Source organism: Streptomyces sp. NPDC002125 (genome assembly GCF_053593715.1).
In genome coordinates this window covers 23673-42245 of record NZ_JBSFDD010000033.1, presented here as the reverse complement: position 1 = coordinate 42245, position 18573 = coordinate 23673, and the positions used below count along the sequence as shown (strand labels likewise).

The following is an 18573-nucleotide window of genomic DNA, read 5'->3' as shown; positions in this document are numbered from 1 at the left end:
GGCACTGTCACGGTCGCGCGCCCTGTCCTTCCCTGGTCCCGGCAGCATACGTGCGCCGGGGCGGCTGCCAGTCGGCGATTCCGTCGAACGTACGGAGGACGAGTCCCGGCCCGAGGCGGGAGGCGGCGGACATCAGCCCGGCGCGCAGGGCGACCGCCGGGGCCGCGGACAGCTGCATCACCCGGGAGATCCGCGCCGCCTTGCGGACGATCGCGGCGGTGCGGGGCTGCCGGTCCGCGCTGTAGGCGGCCACCGCCGCGCCGAGGTCCGCGCCGGGCGTCACATGGTGGGCGAGCACGACGGCGTCCTCGATGGCCTGGTTGCCTCCCTGGCCCAGTGTGGGTGCCATGGCGTGCGCGGCGTCGCCGAGGAGCACGGTCCGGCCCGCGTGGAAGGCGGGGAGGGGGTCGGTCATCTGGTGCACGTCGTGGCGCAGGACCTGGCCGGGCTCGACCGCGTCGATGACGGCAGGCACCGGGTCGTGCCAGTCGCCGAACCTGCGCAGCAGTTCGGCCTTCTCGTCGTCGGCGGCGCGGGCTCCGGCCGGGGCCGAGGCGGCGGCGTAGGAGTAGATCCAGCCGTCCTTCAGGGGGTGGCTGCCCCAGAGCGCGGCTCGGCCCCAGGTCTCGTGCGAGGCGAACGCCCGGCCGAGCGGGGGCGCGAGGACACGCCAGGTGGTGAATCCGCTGTACGAGGGCCCTGGATGCCCCGGGAAGAGCGCGGTGCGGACGGCCGAGCCGATTCCGTCGGCGCCGACGACCAGGTCGGCCTCGATGTCTCCGGAGGGTGTCCCGACCACGGCCCGGGCGCCGCCCGCCCGGCCCGGGTCCACGAGCCGCGCCGGAGCACCGGTGCGCACGGCGGACTCGGGGAGCCGGTCGCGCAGCAGCTCGATGAGCGCGGAGCGGCGCAGGAGGACCAGCGGCCCTTTGAACCGCGCGGCAGCGGCGGCGCTGTCCGTGCGGGCGAGCCAGCGCCCGGACGGCGTACGCATACCTCCGTCGCCCTGCCAGGCGGCAAGGGACCTGACCGCGTCGCCGAGCCCGATGACGTCGAGCGCGCGCTGGGCATTGGGGGCCAGGCTGATGCCGGCGCCGACGGGTTCGAGTGAGGGGGCGCGCTCCAGCACGGTGACCTGCCAGCCGCTCCGGTGCAGCGCCGCGGCGGCGGTGAGCCCTCCGATCCCGCTGCCGATGACCACTGCTCGGGATGTCGCCATGACGTGACCTCCTTGGAACTACACCTGTAGTAACGAGCACCAAGCTACTACAGGTGTAGTTGCAGCGGTAGATTGGCTCCATGCCCACACGATCCACGCCGGCCCGCACCGCCGCCCCGTCCTCCCGCGCCGAGCTGATCGCCGACACCGCGCTCGCCCTGCTCGCCGAGCGCGGCATGAGGGGCCTCACCCATCGGGCCGTGGACGAGCGGGCCGGGCTCCCCCAGGGTTCGACCTCGAACCACGCCCGCACCCGGCAGGCCCTGCTCGAAGTCACCGTGCGCCGGCTCGCCGAGCTGGAGGCGCGGGTGCTCGCTCCGGGGAAGCTGCACACGGGTGGTGGTCCCGACGAGGCCGCCGGAGGGCTGGCGCACGCGCTGCACCGCTATCTGACCGGCAGCACCGAACTCCTGGTCTGCCGCTACGAACTCGCCCTGGAGGCCACCCGCCGCCCCGAACTCCGGGCGTTCTACGACGACGCGGGCCGGCGCTTCCGCGAACCGCTGGCGGCCCTGATGGCCTCGGCCGGATCGACGGAACCCGAGCGGCACGCGCTGTCCCTCGTGGCCTGGGCGGAAGGCATGATGTTCGCCTGCGCCGTGGGGTCGTACCACCGGGCCGTGCCCGCCGAGGACGAACTGCGTGCGGGCTGCGCCGAACTGCTGCGCGGGATGCTCGGCACGACGGCAGGCTGACCGGTGGTGCAGCGGATCGCCCCTGCGCGAGGATGGCCCGCATGACGACACAGGAACGGTCCCGGCCGGCCGTCGACGCGGCCGAGCGCCAGATGCTGGAGGGGTGGCTCGACTACCACCGGGCGACGCTGGCCATGAAGTGCGAGGGGCTGACCGACGCCCAGCTGCGGGAGGCCTCCGTGCCCCCGTCGGAGTTCACCCTGCTCGGTCTCGTACGGCACCTGGCGGAGAACGAACGGGGCTGGTTCCGCGAGGTGTTGGCCGGCGAGGAGCTGCCGCCGGTATACGGGACGGACGAGGACCCGGACAAGGAGTTCCACGTCACCGAGGCGGACACCTGGGAAGAGGCCCGGACCACCTGGCAGGCGGAAATCGAGGCGGCCCGCGCCAACGCGGCGAAGGTGGAGCTGGACGGCCTCTCCGTCGGCACGGGCAGGCGGGGCACACCCTTCAGCCTCCGCTGGATCTACACGCACATGATCGAGGAGTACGCCCGGCACAACGGGCACGCCGACCTCGTACGGGAACGGATCGACGGCGCGACCGGCGAGTAGGAGGCGGGCCCTGCGGGGGCCGGGAGCCCTCTGGCCGGTGCTGGGCCCCACGGAGAGACCCGGGCCCTCGCGGAGGAGCCGGGCGGCCCGGCGAAGGGGCAGGGGCACCGGCGGAAGGGCTGGGCAACCGGCCGGGGCGGGGCCTTGGCGGGACACCGGAGAAGCGGGCCCCTGCAGGGCAGGGCCTCGGCGGGGCAACACCCGGCGATTCGGGCCCCCGGAGAGGCGGCCCCGGCAGGGAGGGGCATCGGCGAGGCGGGCCCCGGAGAGGCGGCCCCGGCAGGGCGTGGCACCAGCGAGGCGAGGCCCCGGCGGGGCGGCCGGGTCAATCCCCCGCCGTGCTCCCCCGCAGCCGCTGTTCCATGCGCCCGATGGCCGCACGGATCCCTCCGCCGTACCCGTCGCCCTCCAGCACCCCGGCCGCGTCCCACGCCTGGTCCAGATGGAGCCTGGCCGCCTCGAAGCGCTGGAGCTTGAGATAGTCCGCTGCCAGATTCAGGTGCAGCGAGGGGAAGAAGGCGCGCACGGCCGACGCGTCCCGGTGCTCCCCGGGAGGGCCCGTGACCGACCCGGGCGACGCTGCGACCGACCCGGGCGGGAAGTCCTCGCCAGGGGAGTCCTCGCCACGGGAGTCCTCGCCACGGGGGTCCTCGTCCGCCCGGCCCGCGACCGCCCCGCCACCGACGCCGGCCAGCCCCTGCGCGGCCGTCAGCGCCCGGAGGTCCCAGGCGAGCTCGTCCCCGGGATCGTCCTGGGTGTCGGCCATGTAGTGCGCGAGGGTGCAGCGGTGCAGGGCGTCGCCGTGCTCCCCGATCTCCGACCAGATGATGCCGAACCGGTTGCGAGCCTCTTCCCTGTCCCCCGCGTGGAGCAGCATGATCGCCTGGCCGATCCTGGTCATGACGACGTCCCCCGACGCTTCCCACTGCTCCACTACAGAGGTCTCCCTGATCACTGCCCGGCCTGTTCCGGTCGCTCAGACGCTAGCCGGAGCGATCGGCATTCCTGCTCAGGCGCGGGCCCGAGCCGCCGGGCGGTTCGCTCCGGTCCCCAGGTCCGGGATCCGCCAGTCGATGGCGTCGTGGCCCTGCGCGGCGACGGCCTCGTTGATCTGGGTGAAGGGACGGGAGCCGAACCACTTCTTCGCGGAGAGCGGCGAGGGGTGGGCGCCCTTGACCACGACATGGCGGTCCTGGTCGATCAGCGGGATCTTCTTCTGGGCGTAGTTCCCCCACAGGACGAAGACGGCCGGGTCGGGCCGCTCGGCCACCGCCCGGATCACCGCGTCGGTGAACTTCTCCCAGCCCTTGGCCTTGTGCGAGTTCGCCTCGCCGCCGCGGACCGTCAGCACCGCGTTGAGCAGCAGGACGCCCTGCTCGGCCCACGGCATCAGATATCCGTTGTCCGGGACCGGCAGGCCGAGCTCGTCGTTCATCTCCTTGTAGATGTTGCGCAGCGAGGGAGGCGTCCTGACGCCCGGCCTGACCGAGAAGCACAGGCCGTGCCCCTGGCCCTCGCCGTGATACGGGTCCTGGCCGAGGACGAGCACCTTCACCCGCTCGTAGGGTGTGGCCTCCAGCGCGGCGAAGACCTCTTCGCGCGGCGGATAGACCGGACCCCTGGCCCGCTCCTCCTCGACGAAATCCGTGAGCTCCTTGAAGTAGGGCTTCTGCAGCTCTTCGCCGAGGACGCCGCGCCAGGACTCGGGCAGCAGGTCGGTGTCGGTCACGTCCACAACCTCCGGTAAGCAATCCGTTCTTGACCACAGAACTTACCGGGGCCCACTGACAACGGACCTGCCGAGCCTGCTGCCGCCCGTCTACCAGCTGGTCTTGCGGTACAGCTCCCACATCTGCATGACGGTCTGCGGGTCGAGCGCGCGCTCGCCGCCGCCGATGTCCTCACCCGCCGCCACGTACAGCTTGCCCTGCCACAGGGGCAGCAGCCGCACGTCCTTGACGAGGATCTCCTGCGCCCGCTTGAACTGCTGGGAGACGGCGCCGCGGTCGCTCTCCTTGCGGGAGGACGGCAGCAGCTCGTCGGTGATCTCCTCGGTGAGGTAGGGAGTGCCGGTGACGCTGTCCTTGCCGACGAAGGGCGCGATGAAGTTGTCGGGGTCCGGGAAGTCGGGGAACCAGCCTCGGCCGAAGACCGGGTAGTCGCCCTTGGTGAAGCCCTCCTGGAAGGTCTTCCAGGGCGCGCTCTTCAGCGTGATGCGGAACAGTCCGGACGCCTCCAGCTGACGCTTGAGCTCGGCGAACTCGGGCGCGGTGGAGGAGCCGTAGCGGTCCGTGGTGTACCAGAAGGTCATCTCGACCGGCTCGGTGATGCCCGCTTCGGTGAGGATGGCCTCGGCCTTGGCGGTGTCCGGGTCGCCGAAGGAGTCGAAGAAGCTGGTGGCGTGCCCCGCGATGCCCTTGGGAACCATGGAGTAGAGCGGTTCGGCGGTGCCCTGGTAGACCTTGGCGACGAGGGCGTCGCGGTTCACGATCTGGGCGATGGCCTTGCGGACGGCGGGGTTCCCGGCGGCCGGGTCCTTGGGGTTGAAGACGAGGAAACGGATGTCGGCGCCGACGGTCTCGACGATCTGAAGGCCGCCGTTGTCCGACTTGTTGTCCTCCAGACCGATGACCTCCTCGGCGGTCAGACCGCGGTAGGTGGCGTCGATCTCCTTGTTCTTCAGCGCCGCCACCATCGGCTCGGAGTCCTCGAAGTAGCGGATGGTGACGGCGGTGTTCTTCCGGTCGGCGAATCCCTTGTAGCCGGGGTTCTTCGACAGCTCGGACTTGTTGCCCGGCTCGTACGCGTCGAGGATGTACGGCCCCGAGCCGGTGACCTTGCCGTCGTCACGGATGCTGTCCGCCGGGTACTCGCTCGGGGGGACGATCGACATGGCGGGGGTGGCCAGGATGAAGGGGAAGGTCGCGTCCGCCTTGCTGAGGTGGAAGATGACCGTGTCGTCGCCCTTGGTCTCCACCCGGTCGAGAGAGCCGAGCAGACCGGCCGGGCCTCCCTTGACCTTGATCTTCGTGATCCGGTCGATGGAGTACTTCACGGTCTCGGCGTCGATCTTCTCCCCGTTGGAGAACTTCAGGCCGGAGCGCAGGGTGCACCGGTAGGCCATGCTCGTGGCGTCGGTGAACCGGCACTCCTCGGCCGCGTCGGGCTCGGGGCTGGTGCTGCCGGTCGGGAAGCTCACGAGGGTCTGGAAGACGTTCCTCATCAGCTCCCAGGAACCGTCCCACGCGGCCGCCGGATCGAGGGTCGAGGGCGAGCTCGTCGTTCCGACCGATATCTGCTGGTCCGTTTCGGAACTGCTGTCGGACAGCAGTCCGCAGCCGGTCAGCACAGAAAGGGAAGCAAGGGCTGCAGCAACCTGCAGACTGGCCCGGTAGAACACGTGCACGCTCCTCGATCAGCCTTGGGGTCGGCAGACCATACCGCAGTGCCCCACCGAGCCAATCCGCAGGCCCGGCGGGGCACTTGAGTCAATCAGGGCCAAAATGGCGCAGTCCTACCTCAGGCGACGCCCGCGTTCAGGAAAATACCGCCGTCGACCACCAGCGTCTGCCCCGTGACCCAGTCGGACTGCGAGGACGTGAGGAAAGCGGCGGCGCCGCCGATGTCCTGCGGGACACCGAGCCGGCCGAGCGGGTAGGCGGCTGCGGCCTCGGCCTCACGGCCCTCGTACAGCGCCTCCGCGAACCTGGTCTTCACCACGGCGGGTGCGATCGCGTTGACCCGCACGACCGGCGCGAACTCGTGCGCCAGCTGGAGGGTCAGGTTGACCATGGCCGCCTTGCTCATCCCGTACGCGCCGATGAACGGCGAGGCGGAGACTCCCGCGACGGAGGCGATGTTGACGATCGCCCCGCCGTTCTCCTTCTGCCACGCCTTCCAGGTCTGCTGGGCGAAGCCGAGCGCCGAGATCACGTTGGTCTCGTAGACCTTGCGGGCCACGTTGAGATCCAGCTCGGCCATGGGCCCGAAGACCGGGTTCGTACCGGCGTTGTTGACCAGGTAGTCGACCCGGCCGAACGCCTCCATGGCCCGCTCGACGGCTGCCGCCTGGTGCGCCTCGTCGTGGGCCTTGCCCGCGACGCCCACCGCGCGGTCGGCGCCGAGCTTCTCGACAGCCTCCTTCAGCGCGTCCTCGCCGCGGCCCGTGATGACGACCTTGTCACCCCGTGCGACGAGCGCCTCGGCGATGCCGTAGCCGATACCCCGGCTCGCGCCCGTGATGAGCGCGACCTTGCCACTGTCCTGCGTTGTCATGGTGTCCGTAGCCCTTCCGGGGTCAGTTGAGCGGTCCGCCGGCGACGTACATGACCTGGCCGGACACGAAGCCCGCGTCGTCGCCGGTGAAGAAGGCGATGGCGTTGGCGATGTCCTCGGGACGTCCCACGCGCTGCACCGGGATCTGCGTCGCGGCGGCGGCCTGGAACTCCTCGAAGCCCATGCCGACCCGGGCGGCCGTCTGGGCGGTCATCTCGGTGACGATGAAGCCGGGGGCCACGGCGTTGGCGGTGACGCCGAACTTGCCGAGCTCCTTGGCGAGCGTCTTGGTGAAGCCCTGGAGACCGGCCTTGACGGCGGAGTAGTTGGCCTGGCCGCGGTTGCCCAGCGCCGAGGAGGAGGAGAGCGAGACGATACGGCCGAACTTGGCCTCGACCATGTGCGACTGGACGGCCTTCGCCATCAGGAACGCGCCCTTGAGGTGCACGTTCATCACGAGGTCCCAGTCGGACTCGCTCATCTTGAAGAGCAGGTTGTCGCGGAGCACACCCGCGTTGTTGACGAGGATCGTCGGGGCGCCGAGTTCGGCGGCGACGCGCGCGACGGCGGCTTCCACCTGCGCGCTGTCCGACACATCGCAGCCGACGGCGAGGGCCTTGCCTCCGGCGTCGGTGATCTTCTCGACCGTGTCCTTGCACGCCGCCTCGTCGAGGTCGAGTACGGCGACGGCGCGGCCCTCGGCCGCCAGGCGTACGGCGGTGGCGGCGCCGATGCCCCGTGCCGCTCCCGTCACGATGGCGACGCGCTGCTCGGTGGTGGACATGCTTGGTTCTCCTCGCCCTTGGATCGCGGCTCAGCGGACGTCAGGAAGTTCCCGATAACTGAGCAACCGCTTAGTACCTTCAGCAGACGAGACGCTAGAAGCCCTGGCACCCGGTGTCAACGGCACACGGAGGCACGGACGCATGTCACACCGGACGGCGCCGCCGCTCCGCACCTCCGGGGCGGCGGCGCCGATGGCCGGATCAGCGCACCAGCAGGTCGAGCAGCCGCTCGACCTCGGCCGCCGGGTCGGCGGTCAGACCGCTGTGCACGACGCCCGGCTGGACGACCGTGGAACGCGGCGCGATGAGCCACCGGAAGCGCCGGCCCGGATCGTCACCGGCGGCCTGGCCCGCCGCGTCGTCGCCCGCGCAGACCCCTTCCACGGCGCGCAGCGCGGCCCGCACCCCGACCACGTCCGCCCGCGGGTCGAGCGCCTTGAGCTTGTGCTCGTCCAGGTGCGTCCGCGCGGCCACGAAGGACTTGGCGCGGCAGTAGACCAGCACGCCCGCGTTGAAGCACTCACCCCGCTCGACGCGCGGAACGACGCGCAGGACCGCGTACTCGAAGACATCGCGCGTGCTCATCGGCCGCCGTCCTTGCCGCTGCGTCCGGCGTCCGCCTGGGCGGCGCGGTCCTTCTTCGTCGGGTGGGGCCAGGGCGTGAGGTGCTCGGTGAGCCAGCCCGGGGCCTGCGAGGGGCGCGTCCTGCTCGGCGCTTCCATGACGATCCGCTCCTGAATGCCCTGGGCGCGGGCCAACAGCGGCTCCACGTATGCCCGGCGCAGCTGGTCCGTGGTCTCGAAGCCGGGTTCGCCGGCCAGCCACTCGTCGGGCACCTCGGCCGCCACCTCGGTGAGGAGTTCCTCGGTGACGAGCGGGGCCAGCTCGGCCGCGGCGGCCGCGATGTCCGGCCCGAACGGCGCGAGGACATGGTCGGACGCGTTGTAGGGCTTGGCCGCCGACGCCTGCGCGCCCGGCCAGTTGTGGTGCCAGATCATGGTGGCGCCGTGGTCGATCAGCCAAAGGTCACCGTGCCAGACCAGCATGTTGGGATTGCGCCACGACCGGTCGACGTTGTTGATCAGCGCGTCGAACCAGACGATCTTCCCGGCCTCCTCGGCCCCGACCTCGTACGCGAGCGGATCGAAGCCGAGCGAACCCGGCAGATAGTCCATGCCCAGATTGAGCCCGGCGCTGCCCTTGAGGAGCTCCTGCACCTCCTGGTCCGGCTCGGCGAGACCGATGACGGGGTCGAGCTGGATGGTCACCAGCTCCGGCACACGCAGCCCCAGCCTCCTGCCGAGCTCTCCGCAGATGACCTCCGCGACGAGGGTCTTGCGGCCCTGCCCCGCTCCGGTGAATTTCATGACGTACGTGCCCAGGTCGTCGGCCTCGACGATCCCGGGGAGCGAGCCGCCCTCACGCAGAGGCGTGACGTAGCGGGTCGCCACGACTTCTTTCAACACTTTCCCAGGCCACCCATCTTTTCGGCCTTATGACCCACGGACGACTTGTCCGGGGCGCAGAGGCAGGAATCACCGGCCGACGGCGCTGGGGAGAATCCGGGTGTCGGCCGGCAAGCCGGTCGCCCGCTCCCCGGGCAGACTGTCGACGGTGCCGCGCCCCTTGCTCCCAGCTTCCGGCATGAAGTGAGCATAGTAACCGAGGGTGATCGTCGGCGAGGAGTGCCCGAGCCCCCGGGCGAGGGCCACGGCGGAGGGGATGCGGCTGAACTGAATCGGACGAGCCCGGCATGGTAGAGGCCCCGCCCCTACCGATCAGGCACACCTCACCCCCACCACCCCACCCAGGAGGCACCGTGCCCGCCGAGGACATCAATTCCCGGGCCTGGCAGATCTACGGCCGGCGACAACTGGACCGTGCGTACACCCCCTCCGTCCCCGACCGGCTCGGCTGGACACCCTGGGAAGGGGTCGGGCCCGGAGCAGAAGTCCTCGGCGACGTCACCGGCCGCCGTGTCCTGGACATCGGGTCCGGAGCCGGTCACCACGCCGTCCATCTCGCCCGGGCCCACGGCGCCCGCGTCACCGGCATCGAGCTGTCCCCCACCCAGCACGAACGCGCCGTCTCCGCCCACGCGGACGTGGACGGCGTGGAGTTCTTCCGGGCAGACGTGACCGAGTACCTGGCCGATGCCGAGGCGTTCGACGCCGCGTACGCGATCGGAACGCTCGCCTTCATCGACCCGCACCGCTCGCTGCCCGCACTGCGCGACGGCGTGCGTCCGGGCGCACCGGTGATCCTCTCGCTCCTGCACACCGACCTGCACGGGCGCGGTCCCTCCACGGAGATGGCCCCGCGCGAGCAGATGATCCTGCTGCGCGACGACCCGCCCTTGCCGACGCAGATGTGGGTCCTGGCACCGCAGCTGTGGGAAGACCTGCTCACCGAGTACGGCTTCCGCGTCGAGGCCATCGACCTGTTTCCGCACCCCGACAAGAAGGCCAACGTCGTCCAGCAGCTCATCCGAGCCCGTCGAGCGGCTGCGGCTGCGGTGTCGGTCCGCTGAAGTATTCTTCCGGCCACCGCACACCGACTCCGAGGGGCCAGAAGAGTTGTCCGTCCTGTCTGCCTTCCCGTTGCCCTTTCAGGGGTCCCGTTCCCTATCGTTCGCGGCACCCCGAACGCTGCGGGAACTTCAGATGATGCGGTGCAGCGCTCACATTCGGGCGAAGCCAGGATGGTTCGACAAGATGGCCGATGACGAAATCGGACCCCACCGCCCGGGCCGGCGCAAGATTCTGGCGTTCTTCCTGGTCGACCCGTCGGAGCGGATCGTCTCGACCTCCGATGTGCCACCGCAGCAACCCTGGTCGGACACCTCGGCCATGACGCGTGAACAGGCCGAGAGCTACCGCGAACAGCTCATGAGGGAACGCAAGTTCTTCGTCGACGAGCACAACGGGCAGCTCTACGAGCGCGAGTTCTCCCTCTGCGAGCACTGAACCGCACGAACGACAGCGGCCTCCCCGGCAGCAGCAGACAGAACCCCAGGAGGGGAAGCGTGACCGATACCAGCGACACCCGATCCGCGTCCGGTGGAGCGCAGGGGGCACCGCCGAGCCGGCTGCAGCGCCTGATGCGCTACATCCCCCTGGTCGCCCCCGTCCTGCTGTGGGCCGTGCCGTGCTTCGTTCTCCTGCACACCGGCCAGCACTGGCCTCTCGCCGTCTCCCTGACCGGCACCGTGCTCTTCGGCGTCGGCCTGGTCGGCATGCCCCTCGCGATGATGCGCGGCCACGGCCGGCGCCAGCAGGACCCGTGGGCGATCGTCGGTGACACGCTGCTGGGCAGCATCTGGGTCCTGTTCACCTGGTCCGTGCTGCTCGGCGTCCTGCTGAGACTCGCCCTGACCGTGTCCGGCGTCGGTGACGGGCAGGACCGGGCGCGCGTCGTCACCTGGGCCGTCCTGGGCGTGTCCGCCGTGCTGCTCGCCTGGGGGTACGCCGAGGCCCGGCGCGTGCCGCGCGTGCGCCGGCTCGACGTCACGCTCTCACGCCTGGGCGCGGGGCTGGACGGCACCCGAGTCGTCCTGATCACCGACACCCACTACGGTCCGCTCGACCGCGCCCGCTGGTCGGCACGGGTCTGCGAGACGGTGAACTCACTGGAGGCCGACCTGGTCTGCCACACCGGCGACATCGCGGACGGTACGGCCGAACGCCGCCGCGCCCAGGCCGAGCCCCTGGGCACCGTGCGGGCGACCCGGGCCCGGGTCTACGTCACCGGCAATCACGAGTACTACAGCGAGGCCCAGGGCTGGGTCGACCTGATGGACGAGCTGGGCTGGGAGCCGCTGCGCAACCGCCATCTGCTGCTCGAACGCGGCGGTGACACGCTCGTGGTCGCCGGCGTCGACGACGTGACCGCCGAGTCCTCCGGCCTGGCGGGCCACGGCGCCCATCTCGCCGGGGCTCTGGACGGCGCCGACCCCGGCCTCCCCGTTCTCCTCCTCGCCCACCAGCCCAAGTTCATCGACCGGGCGGCAGCCCACGGCATCGACCTCCAGCTCTCCGGTCACACCCACGGGGGCCAGATCTGGCCCTTCCACCATCTGGTCCGCCTCGACCAGCCGGCCCTCGCCGGGCTCAGCCACCACGGCGCGCGCACCCTCCTCTACACCAGCCGCGGCACCGGCTTCTGGGGACCGCCGTTCCGCGTCTTCGCACCCAGCGAGATCACCCTGCTGGTGCTGCGCTCCCCGCAGTGAGCCGCCTCCGGCCAGGAGTGCTTCTCGCACAGCGGGCACACATCAGCGGAGTCCGGCGAAGAGGTCGTTCTCCGGTACGGCCGCGCCGGTGGCGTCCTTGACACGTACGAAGGTCTCCACGCCCATCAGCTCGCCGAACCTCTCCTTGCCCATCTTGAGGAAGAAGATGTTCTCGCCCTGACTGGCGTGCGCGGCGAGCGCGGCGAACTTCTGCCCGCTGAAGGCGGTGGTGTCCACCCAGGTGGTGATCTCGTCGTCAGGGAGGCCGATCTCGGCCATCGCGGCGGCCTCCGCGGGGTCCGGCTCCGGCATGTCCTCCTGGAACTCGCTCATCGTCTCGCCGAACCGCTGCATCATCGAGCGGGGCATCGTCGTCCAGTACACCTTCGGTGTCAGCCCGGTCAGCTCCAGCGCCGCCGTAGTGATGCGGTTGGCCTGGATGTGGTCGGGGTGGCCGTAGAAGCCGTTCTCGTCATAGGTGACGACCACATCGGGCCGGTAGTGCCGCATGAGATCCGCGAGCCGGGCGGCACCTTCCGCCACCGGGGTCCGCCAGAAGGATCCGGGGGCGTCGTTGCCGGGCCAGCCCATCATCCCGGAGTCGGCGTAGTCCAGCATTTCCAGGTCACTGACCTTCAGGACGTCGCAGCTGGCCTTGAGCTCCTGGCGGCGCATCGAGGCGACGGCCGCCGGATCGTGCCCGGGCTCGCCCGGCTTGACACCCCCCGGTCCGTCACCGCAGCCGCCGTCGGTACAGGTCACGAGGACGGTGCGGATGCCCTCCGCCGCGTACCGCGCGAGGATCCCTCCGGTTCCGGTGGCCTCGTCGTCGGGGTGCGCGTGCACCGCCATGAGCGTCAACGGCCGGTCAGTCATGTACCAATCCTCCTGGATGCGTCGGTCGGGATCCGGGAGCGCGGCTGGAGCACCGCGATCCCGGAGCCCGGCCCTGGTGAGGCGGCCGGCCCGGGGATCCGGATGTTCCGCCCGAGCCGGCGCCGCGTTCTCGGTCGATGCAACCATGCCGGTACGGCCGGCTGTTCCCGGGGACGCGGATCGGTTCTGCGGGGCCTGACCGCCACCGCCGCCTTCCTGTCGCGGCCGTGCGCGCTGCTCGCTCCTTCCACGAGCTCGGGTCCCTGACGCCGGTTCGGCCCGGAGGAACGGCCGAACCGGCGTCACTCACCGGTCCCTCGCCGGTGCGGCAGGGAGTGGGGTGGCCCGCGGGAGTCCTACTGGACGGCCTTGGGCCGCAGGACCTCGCCGATGGATTCCTCGCGCCACTGCTTGAGCAGTTCATGGAACGCGAAGGCGCCGTGAGGGTAGGCGCTCGCGGTGTTCGGGCGGCCCAGCCCTTCGCGGTTGTAGTAGCCAGGGGTGCACTCGGCGTGGAACCACTCGTGGTCCGCGGCGTCCTTGGCCAGAACGGCCAGCCAGGCGTCCTCGGCCTCAGGGGACGGTTCGATCAGGGCCCTCTCGGTCTCCGCCGCGGCGACGAGAGCGGCAGCATGGACGGCCTGCTCGTCGAGTACGTGCGTGAAGTTGACGCTGCTGGCGTTGTGCAGGGACCCCATGTGGATCAGGTTCGGGAAACCGTTGCCCGTGAAGCCGTGCAGAGTCCGCGGGCCCTGCTGCGCCCAGGCGTGCAGGAGCTGGGTGCCGCCCCGGCCGTGGACGGGCAGATTGCCTGAGAGGATGCCGGACACGCCGACGGAGAAGCCCGTGGCGAAGATCAGGCAGTCGAGTTCGTAGGTGTCGTCGCCGATGACGGCCCCGTGCTCGGTGATGCGCTCGATGCCGTGGGTGTCGGCGGTGTCCACCAGGGTGACGTTGTCGCGGTTGAACGCGGCGTAGTACTTGTCGGAGAACGTGGGGCGCTTGCAGGCGTACCGGTACCAGGGCTTGAGCTTCTCCGCCGTCTCCGGGTCGGTGACCGTCCGCGCCACACGGGCGCGCAGCTCGTTCATCTTCGTGGCGTCGGCGAGCTCGTAGGCGGCTTCGAAGGACTGTCCCTCCTCGTCGCGGCGGAAGCTGGGCAGGAGCTTTTCCAGAAGAGCGGCCGAGGCGGTCCAGCCGTCGGCGACGAGGTCCTGGTCGGCCGTCTCGCCGGAGACGATGCGCAGGAAGTTCTGGCGACGTTCGCGGGCCCAGCCCTCCCGGTCGGCACCGACATCGGCGGCCGCGGTACGGCGGTTGTCGCGGACGTCCACGCTGGAGGGGGTGCGCTGGAAGACGTAGACGTGTCCGGCGTCCTCGGCCAGCATCGGGATGGCCTGGACACCGGTGGCTCCGGTGCCCACGATGCCCACCCGCTTGCCGGCGAGGCCGGTCATGCCGCCGTCCGGGGTGCCGCCGGTGTAGGAGTAGTCCCAGCGTGACGTGTGGAAGGTGTGGCCCCGGAAGGTCTCGATGCCGGGTATCCCGGGCAGCTTGGGTTCGGACATGGTGCCGGTGGACGTGACGACGTACGTGGCGTGGAAGGCGTCGCCCCGGTCGGTGGCCACGATCCACGTCTCGGATGTCTCGTCCCAGGTGAGCGAGGTGACGGCGGTGGAGAACAGGGCGTCGGTGTAGAGGTCGTACTTCTCGGCGATGCGCACCGCGTGGCGGCGGATGTCCTCGCCGGGTGCGTACTTCCACTCCGGCACGTAGCCGGTCTCGTCGAGCATCGGCAGATAGACGTGCGACTCGATGTCGCAGTGGATGCCCGGATAGCGGTTCCAGTACCAGGTGCCGCCGAAGTCGCCGCCCTTCTCGACGATCCGCACCCGTCCCACGCCCTGTTGCCGCATCCGCGCCCCGGCGAGGATGCCGCCGAACCCGCCGCCGACGACCGCGACGTCGACCGTGTCCAGGAGCGGCTCGCGTCCCGCGACGTCCCCCGCGTAGGGATCGTCGGCGTAGTAGCCGAACTCCGCTTCCGTACCACGGTATTGGCGGGCGCCGTCGGGCCGTACCCGCCGTTCACGTTCGAGGCTGTAGCGCTGCCTGAGGGCGCCGAGGTCGTCGGGGCCCGGCGCTTGAGTGGTTGTCATGTGGGGGGTCTCACTCCAATCGGTCGGCCGCATCGGATCGGGCGGCCATCCGTTACGGTAGCAACTACCGGACAGCGTTGTCCGGTTGCGGCACGGGTGAACCATGACACGCGTGCAGGGCGCCTCCGCTCCCCGACCGGACCACGCGAACCACGTGGTCCGACGGCAGACCCGCAGACAGGAAGAGTGATCCCCCCCATGCGACGACTCCCGGTCCGATCCCTCTCAGCACTCGCCACCGTCGGCACGCTGACCCTCACCGGATGCGGTACGGAGACACGTGACTCCACCGCCGGCGCACCGGCAGCCGGTGCGGACCGGACCGTCCGCGCCCACCAGGTCATGCAGCTGACCGAGGTACACGAAGAGACCGGGATGACACTGCTGGAAGGCCCCACCTTCGACGAGGAAGGCAAACTGATCGTCGTCGACGTCACCGCACCCGCGGGAGAGCCGAAGGTGATGCGGGTCGACGTCAGGAAGAAGACGTCGCGGGCCGTCCACTCGGATGACCGGGGGGCCTACACCTCGGCGCAGTTCAGCCCGTACGACGGCCGGCTGTACCTCACCGACTACGCCCACGGCGAGGTCGTCAGCCTGGCCCCGGACGGAAGCGACCCGCGGACCTTCTTCTCCGGCGAAGTCGACGGAGCGCGGATGAACCCGGACGACATCGCCTTCGACGAGGAAGGCAATCTGTACGTCAGCGACTCACGCAGCCTGTCCGCCGGCGACGCCCAGGGGCGTGTGGTGCGGATCGAGCGGGACGGCGAGAAGGCCGCCGTCCTCGCCGGCGGGCTCGCCGCGACGAACGGGATCTCCTTCGACGCGGACCACCAGGGGCTGTGGGTCAGTGAGCTCACACAGAACCGGATCTCCTACCTCCGCCTCGACGGGGAGGGGAACATGACCTCCCGTCACACCGCGATCCGCGTGGACGGCGGGATCGCCCAGACCGACTCGATCGCCGTGGACGCGGACGGCAACCTGTACCAGGCGCTCCACGGCCGGGCCGCGATGGCCGTGTACAGCGAGCACGGCGAACACCTGGCGACGGTCGAGATCCCCGACCGCGACAAGGGGCTGGAGTCGGCGACGAACGTGGCGATCGCTCCCGGCGGGACCAAGGCGTACATGACCGTCAGCGGACCGGCCGGCGGTTTCCTGTACACCTTCGACGCACTCGGGAAGGGCACCCGGCAGTCCAACGGCGGCTGACGCTCACGGTTCTCACCCCTCGAAGGGCTGGACCGCTCCCACCTGTACGTCGAGGAGCCGCCATGCGGCCTTCGCACGGCGTTCCCGCTCCTCGCGTGTGGGACCGCTGGTGGCGCCGGACACCATGGCGACGGCCACCATGAGGTCGTCCGCCGCGCCCAGGCGGTGCCTCTTCGGAAGGTGGTGCCGCAGCGCGGACTCGACCCGGCCCGACAGGTCCCGGGCGTGCGCGAGCGCGTCCGAGTGGCCGGTGGCGCCGCCGCTGTGGAGCAGGCCCAGGAACGCGGCGGACTCCTTCAGGTGCCAGGTCAGGACGCCGAGTACGTCGGCGAGGCCCGCGCCCTCGGCCGCAGCCGCCTGTTCGACCTGCCGCACGTTCTCCTCGAGGACCGCGATCGCCACGGCCGCCCGGTCGGGAAAGTGCCGGTAGAGAACGCCCTGCCCGACCCCGGCGCGACGCGCGATGGCGGAGAGCGGAGCGTCCAGCCCGTGGGACGCGAAGATCTCCCGCGCGGCGGCGATCAGGGCGTCCCGGTTGCGGGCAGCCACCTTCGGCCCGTGATTCGCGGGCCGTCGCTCTACGGGCATAAGGGGCTGGGTCATCCCGAAAGGGTACCGGCCGAGCTGGGGACCGAGCCGGCGCGGGCGGGCTGCTTCGCGGCCGGGCCCCGGTGTGGCCCTCCGAGTGGTCCCGGCCGGGGCGTGCCGACCGCTGTGCGAAGTCCGGAAGGACCCGCCGTCGGCTGCCACCCCCTTCACGGTCGAGCGTCGTGGTCGCGGGACGGAGGTCAGCCCGGGGCGGTGGCCGACGGCGCGCACCGGCGGCGCCTGTCGGGGAGCACCTGTGTGATGCCCTGGCCGTCGCAGTGCTCCAGCAGGGGGACGGTGACACGTCGGCTGGTGTCCAGGGCTCGGCTCGCCTCCCCCACGGTGAACGGCTGGGCGAGTTCGCTCAGCCGGTCGGCCGCCAGACGGGGAGCGTCCGGCAGCAGCACCACGTTCCCCGTGAGCCGCAGTATCGCTCCGTGGCGGGCCGCCGTGGCGAGTTCACGGCGGCCGAAGCCGAGTTCCGCGAGCCGCTGGGAGTGGGGCGCGGCGAAGGGCCGCCCGTCGAGTTCGGCGACGAGCCGGCGCACCGCGTCCGTCACCGGGGCGGGCTGTGCGGCCGGCCCTGCGGTCACGCGCCCACGGCTCAGCCGCAGGGGCGGCGTGACCAGTGCCTCCACGAGGCAGACGGCCGGCAGCCCCAGCCGGTGCCGAGCGGCTTCCACCGGTACGCCGTCCTCGGTGGGCCGCTCGACGAGGTGGGCCGCCACCACTTCGGCCAGCCGGGCACGGAGGGTGGTCCAGTGCGCGGGGTCGGCGAGCCAGTCGCCCGCGACAGGCGCGGTGTGGACGGTCACGCCCATCGCGGTCAGCTCCCCGCGTCCGACCAGCAGTCGGCGCCGCAGCTCGGACGCCTCGTCCGGGGTGCCGTCGGCGGCGCCCAGCTCGGCCGCCCGCCGTGCCGCCGCGCCACGGCGCCGCAGTTCCGGTGGCTGGGGGTCGAGCACCGTCAGGCCGGCGAGCACCCGCCGCAGGCCGGGGTCGCGCAGCACGGCGCGGTCGCCGATACGCAGCGGCAGGGGTGCCGGGAGGGTCAGCCGGACGATCTCCGGACCGAGTGCCCGCACATGTACGGGCACGGCCGCGGAGCCGATGTGGACGACAGCGGTGCGGGGCAGTTCCGTGGCCGGTGCTCCGCCGTGCACGCGCACGTCGCAGCGCAGGCAGGGGAGGAAGCCGCCGGGCGTGAGCAGGGCGTCACCACGGCCCGTCGACTCCTTGTCGAGCCCTCGGAGGTTGACGGCGACCCGTGCGGTGGCCCGTACCGGCCCGGTCTCCTCGCCGAGGGTGTGCAGCGCCCTGACGCCCGCGGAACGGCCGGAGCGGGCGGTCACCAGGACGTCGCCCGCGCTGATCCGCCCGGCGCCCAGGGTTCCGGTGACCACCAGTCCGCTGCCGCGCACCGTGAAGGCCCGGTCGATCCACAGCCGCACCGGGGAGTCGGCGTCACCGACAGGCAGCCGCGCGGCCAGCCGGTCGAGGGCGGCCCGCAGTTCGGTGAGTCCCTCGCCGGTGCGGGCGCTGACCGCCACGGCCTCGACGCCGCCGAGGCTGCTGGGCCCGATCCGGGCGCGGGCCTGCGCGGTGGCGGGGCCCGGGTCGGCCGTGTCGCACCGGGTGACGACGAGCAGCCCGTGCCGTACGCCGAGGGCGTCCACGGCGGCCAGGTGCTCGGCGGACTGGGCCTTCCAGCCCTCGTCGGCGGCGACGACGAACAGCACGGCGGGCACGGGCCCCACACCGGCGAGCATGGTGGGCACGAACCTCTCGTGTCCCGGTACGTCGACGAACGCCATCCGTTCGCCGGACGGCAGGTCCGTCCACGCGAAGCCCAGGTCGATGGTCAGGCCACGGCGCCGCTCCTCCGCCAGGCGGTCGGGGTGGGTGCCGGTCAGTGCGTGGATCAGTGTGCTCTTGCCGTGGTCGACGTGTCCCGCCGTCGCGACGACCCGCAT

Annotated in this window: 17 protein-coding genes and 2 pseudogenes; 7 read left to right on the top strand and 12 right to left on the bottom strand. The window is 71.3% G+C overall.

Annotated elements, in window-relative coordinates; genetic code table 11:
- Positions 1-7 precede the first annotated feature (7 nt).
- A complete protein-coding gene (locus ACWCQM_RS35950; RefSeq protein ID WP_450919270.1) occupies positions 8-1219 on the bottom strand; it encodes an FAD-dependent monooxygenase in 1212 nt (403 codons plus the stop codon).
- A gap of 80 nt (positions 1220-1299) precedes the next feature.
- On the opposite strand from ACWCQM_RS35950, the gene ACWCQM_RS35945 reads away from it, so the two are divergent.
- Together ACWCQM_RS35945 and ACWCQM_RS35940 are read left to right on the top strand one after the other, a co-directional pair.
- On the top strand, positions 1300-1914 hold the full coding sequence (locus ACWCQM_RS35945; protein WP_450919269.1) for a TetR/AcrR family transcriptional regulator: 615 nt from the start codon (positions 1300-1302) through the stop codon (positions 1912-1914).
- 41 nt (positions 1915-1955) lie between these two features.
- Positions 1956-2468, top strand: coding sequence for a DinB family protein (locus ACWCQM_RS35940; RefSeq protein WP_450919268.1), 513 nt, complete (start codon positions 1956-1958; stop codon positions 2466-2468).
- Positions 2469-2793: 325 nt separating this feature from the next.
- Here ACWCQM_RS35940 and ACWCQM_RS35935 read toward each other — a convergent pair whose 3' ends face one another.
- The 7 genes from ACWCQM_RS35935 to ACWCQM_RS35905 form a co-directional block, all read right to left on the bottom strand.
- Complete coding sequence (locus ACWCQM_RS35935) at positions 2794-3402, bottom strand: hypothetical protein (RefSeq protein WP_450919267.1); 609 nt, start codon at positions 3400-3402, stop codon at positions 2794-2796.
- A gap of 75 nt (positions 3403-3477) precedes the next feature.
- Positions 3478-4197 carry a uracil-DNA glycosylase gene (gene ung, locus ACWCQM_RS35930; RefSeq protein ID WP_450919266.1) on the bottom strand — a complete coding sequence of 240 codons (720 nt, stop codon included), beginning with the start codon at positions 4195-4197 and terminating at the stop codon, positions 3478-3480.
- Between the two features lie 90 nt (positions 4198-4287).
- Positions 4288-5868 (bottom strand): ABC transporter substrate-binding protein, encoded by a 1581-nt coding sequence (locus tag ACWCQM_RS35925; protein WP_450919265.1) that lies wholly within the window; start codon positions 5866-5868, stop codon positions 4288-4290.
- Positions 5869-5987: 119 nt separating this feature from the next.
- Positions 5988-6743 (bottom strand): SDR family oxidoreductase, encoded by a 756-nt coding sequence (locus tag ACWCQM_RS35920; protein ID WP_450919264.1) that lies wholly within the window; start codon positions 6741-6743, stop codon positions 5988-5990.
- A 22-nt stretch (positions 6744-6765) separates the two neighbouring features.
- Positions 6766-7527, bottom strand: coding sequence for a 3-oxoacyl-ACP reductase FabG (gene fabG, locus ACWCQM_RS35915; protein ID WP_267077016.1), 762 nt, complete (start codon positions 7525-7527; stop codon positions 6766-6768).
- 202 nt (positions 7528-7729) lie between these two features.
- On the bottom strand, positions 7730-8113 hold the full coding sequence (locus ACWCQM_RS35910) for a DUF3037 domain-containing protein (protein WP_450919263.1): 384 nt from the start codon (positions 8111-8113) through the stop codon (positions 7730-7732).
- Positions 8110-8994, bottom strand: a complete 885-nt coding sequence (locus ACWCQM_RS35905; protein WP_450919262.1) for a HipA family kinase — start codon at positions 8992-8994, stop codon at positions 8110-8112. The genes ACWCQM_RS35910 and ACWCQM_RS35905 overlap by 4 nt, the downstream gene beginning before the upstream one ends.
- Before the next feature lie 353 nt (positions 8995-9347).
- On the opposite strand from ACWCQM_RS35905, the gene ACWCQM_RS35900 reads away from it, so the two are divergent.
- The 4 genes and pseudogenes from ACWCQM_RS35900 (at position 9348) to ACWCQM_RS35885 (ending at position 11759) form a co-directional block, all read left to right on the top strand.
- A complete protein-coding gene (locus ACWCQM_RS35900; RefSeq protein WP_450919261.1) occupies positions 9348-10058 on the top strand; it encodes a class I SAM-dependent methyltransferase in 711 nt (236 codons plus the stop codon).
- 46 nt (positions 10059-10104) lie between these two features.
- A pseudogene (locus ACWCQM_RS35895) lies at positions 10105-10248 on the top strand (DUF4246 domain-containing protein); the annotation flags it as partial.
- A 15-nt stretch (positions 10249-10263) separates the two neighbouring features.
- Positions 10264-10494: pseudogene (locus tag ACWCQM_RS35890) on the top strand (DUF4246 family protein); the annotation flags it as partial.
- Between the two features lie 59 nt (positions 10495-10553).
- Positions 10554-11759, top strand: coding sequence for a metallophosphoesterase (locus ACWCQM_RS35885; protein ID WP_450919260.1), 1206 nt, complete (start codon positions 10554-10556; stop codon positions 11757-11759).
- A gap of 42 nt (positions 11760-11801) precedes the next feature.
- Here the strand turns inward: ACWCQM_RS35885 and ACWCQM_RS35880 are convergent, their stop codons facing one another.
- Together ACWCQM_RS35880 and ACWCQM_RS35875 are read right to left on the bottom strand one after the other, a co-directional pair.
- On the bottom strand, positions 11802-12635 hold the full coding sequence (locus tag ACWCQM_RS35880) for a PIG-L family deacetylase (protein WP_450919259.1): 834 nt from the start codon (positions 12633-12635) through the stop codon (positions 11802-11804).
- A gap of 356 nt (positions 12636-12991) precedes the next feature.
- On the bottom strand, positions 12992-14794 hold the full coding sequence (locus tag ACWCQM_RS35875) for a flavin-containing monooxygenase (RefSeq protein WP_450919258.1): 1803 nt from the start codon (positions 14792-14794) through the stop codon (positions 12992-12994).
- Positions 14795-14992: 198 nt separating this feature from the next.
- On the opposite strand from ACWCQM_RS35875, the gene ACWCQM_RS35870 reads away from it, so the two are divergent.
- Positions 14993-16012 carry an SMP-30/gluconolactonase/LRE family protein gene (locus ACWCQM_RS35870; RefSeq protein ID WP_450919257.1) on the top strand — a complete coding sequence of 340 codons (1020 nt, stop codon included), beginning with the start codon at positions 14993-14995 and terminating at the stop codon, positions 16010-16012.
- Between the two features lie 12 nt (positions 16013-16024).
- On the opposite strand, the gene ACWCQM_RS35865 is transcribed toward ACWCQM_RS35870, so the two are convergent.
- Together ACWCQM_RS35865 and selB are read right to left on the bottom strand one after the other, a co-directional pair.
- On the bottom strand, positions 16025-16615 hold the full coding sequence (locus ACWCQM_RS35865) for a TetR family transcriptional regulator (RefSeq protein WP_450919256.1): 591 nt from the start codon (positions 16613-16615) through the stop codon (positions 16025-16027).
- A 185-nt stretch (positions 16616-16800) separates the two neighbouring features.
- Positions 16801-18573, bottom strand: coding sequence for a selenocysteine-specific translation elongation factor (gene selB, locus ACWCQM_RS35860; RefSeq protein ID WP_450919255.1), 1773 nt, complete (start codon positions 18571-18573; stop codon positions 16801-16803).

What these genes read in the sequence shown, in the direction of transcription:
- ACWCQM_RS35940 (WP_450919268.1), top strand. Translation starts at nt 1,956, where the DNA reads ATGACGACACAGGAACGGTCCCGGCCGGCCGTCGACGCGGCCGAGCGC.
- ACWCQM_RS35910 (WP_450919263.1), bottom strand. Translation starts at nt 8,113, where the DNA reads ATGAGCACGCGCGATGTCTTCGAGTACGCGGTCCTGCGCGTCGTTCCG.
- selB (WP_450919255.1), bottom strand. Translation starts at nt 18,573, where the DNA reads ATGCGGGTCGTCGCGACGGCGGGACACGTCGACCACGGCAAGAGCACA.
- ACWCQM_RS35865 (WP_450919256.1), bottom strand. Translation starts at nt 16,615, where the DNA reads ATGACCCAGCCCCTTATGCCCGTAGAGCGACGGCCCGCGAATCACGGG.
- ACWCQM_RS35920 (WP_450919264.1), bottom strand. Translation starts at nt 6,743, where the DNA reads ATGACAACGCAGGACAGTGGCAAGGTCGCGCTCATCACGGGCGCGAGC.
- ACWCQM_RS35875 (WP_450919258.1), bottom strand. Translation starts at nt 14,794, where the DNA reads ATGACAACCACTCAAGCGCCGGGCCCCGACGACCTCGGCGCCCTCAGG.
- ACWCQM_RS35945 (WP_450919269.1), top strand. Translation starts at nt 1,300, where the DNA reads ATGCCCACACGATCCACGCCGGCCCGCACCGCCGCCCCGTCCTCCCGC.
- fabG (WP_267077016.1), bottom strand. Translation starts at nt 7,527, where the DNA reads ATGTCCACCACCGAGCAGCGCGTCGCCATCGTGACGGGAGCGGCACGG.
- ACWCQM_RS35870 (WP_450919257.1), top strand. Translation starts at nt 14,993, where the DNA reads ATGCGACGACTCCCGGTCCGATCCCTCTCAGCACTCGCCACCGTCGGC.
- ACWCQM_RS35880 (WP_450919259.1), bottom strand. Translation starts at nt 12,635, where the DNA reads ATGACTGACCGGCCGTTGACGCTCATGGCGGTGCACGCGCACCCCGAC.
- ACWCQM_RS35950 (WP_450919270.1), bottom strand. Translation starts at nt 1,219, where the DNA reads ATGGCGACATCCCGAGCAGTGGTCATCGGCAGCGGGATCGGAGGGCTC.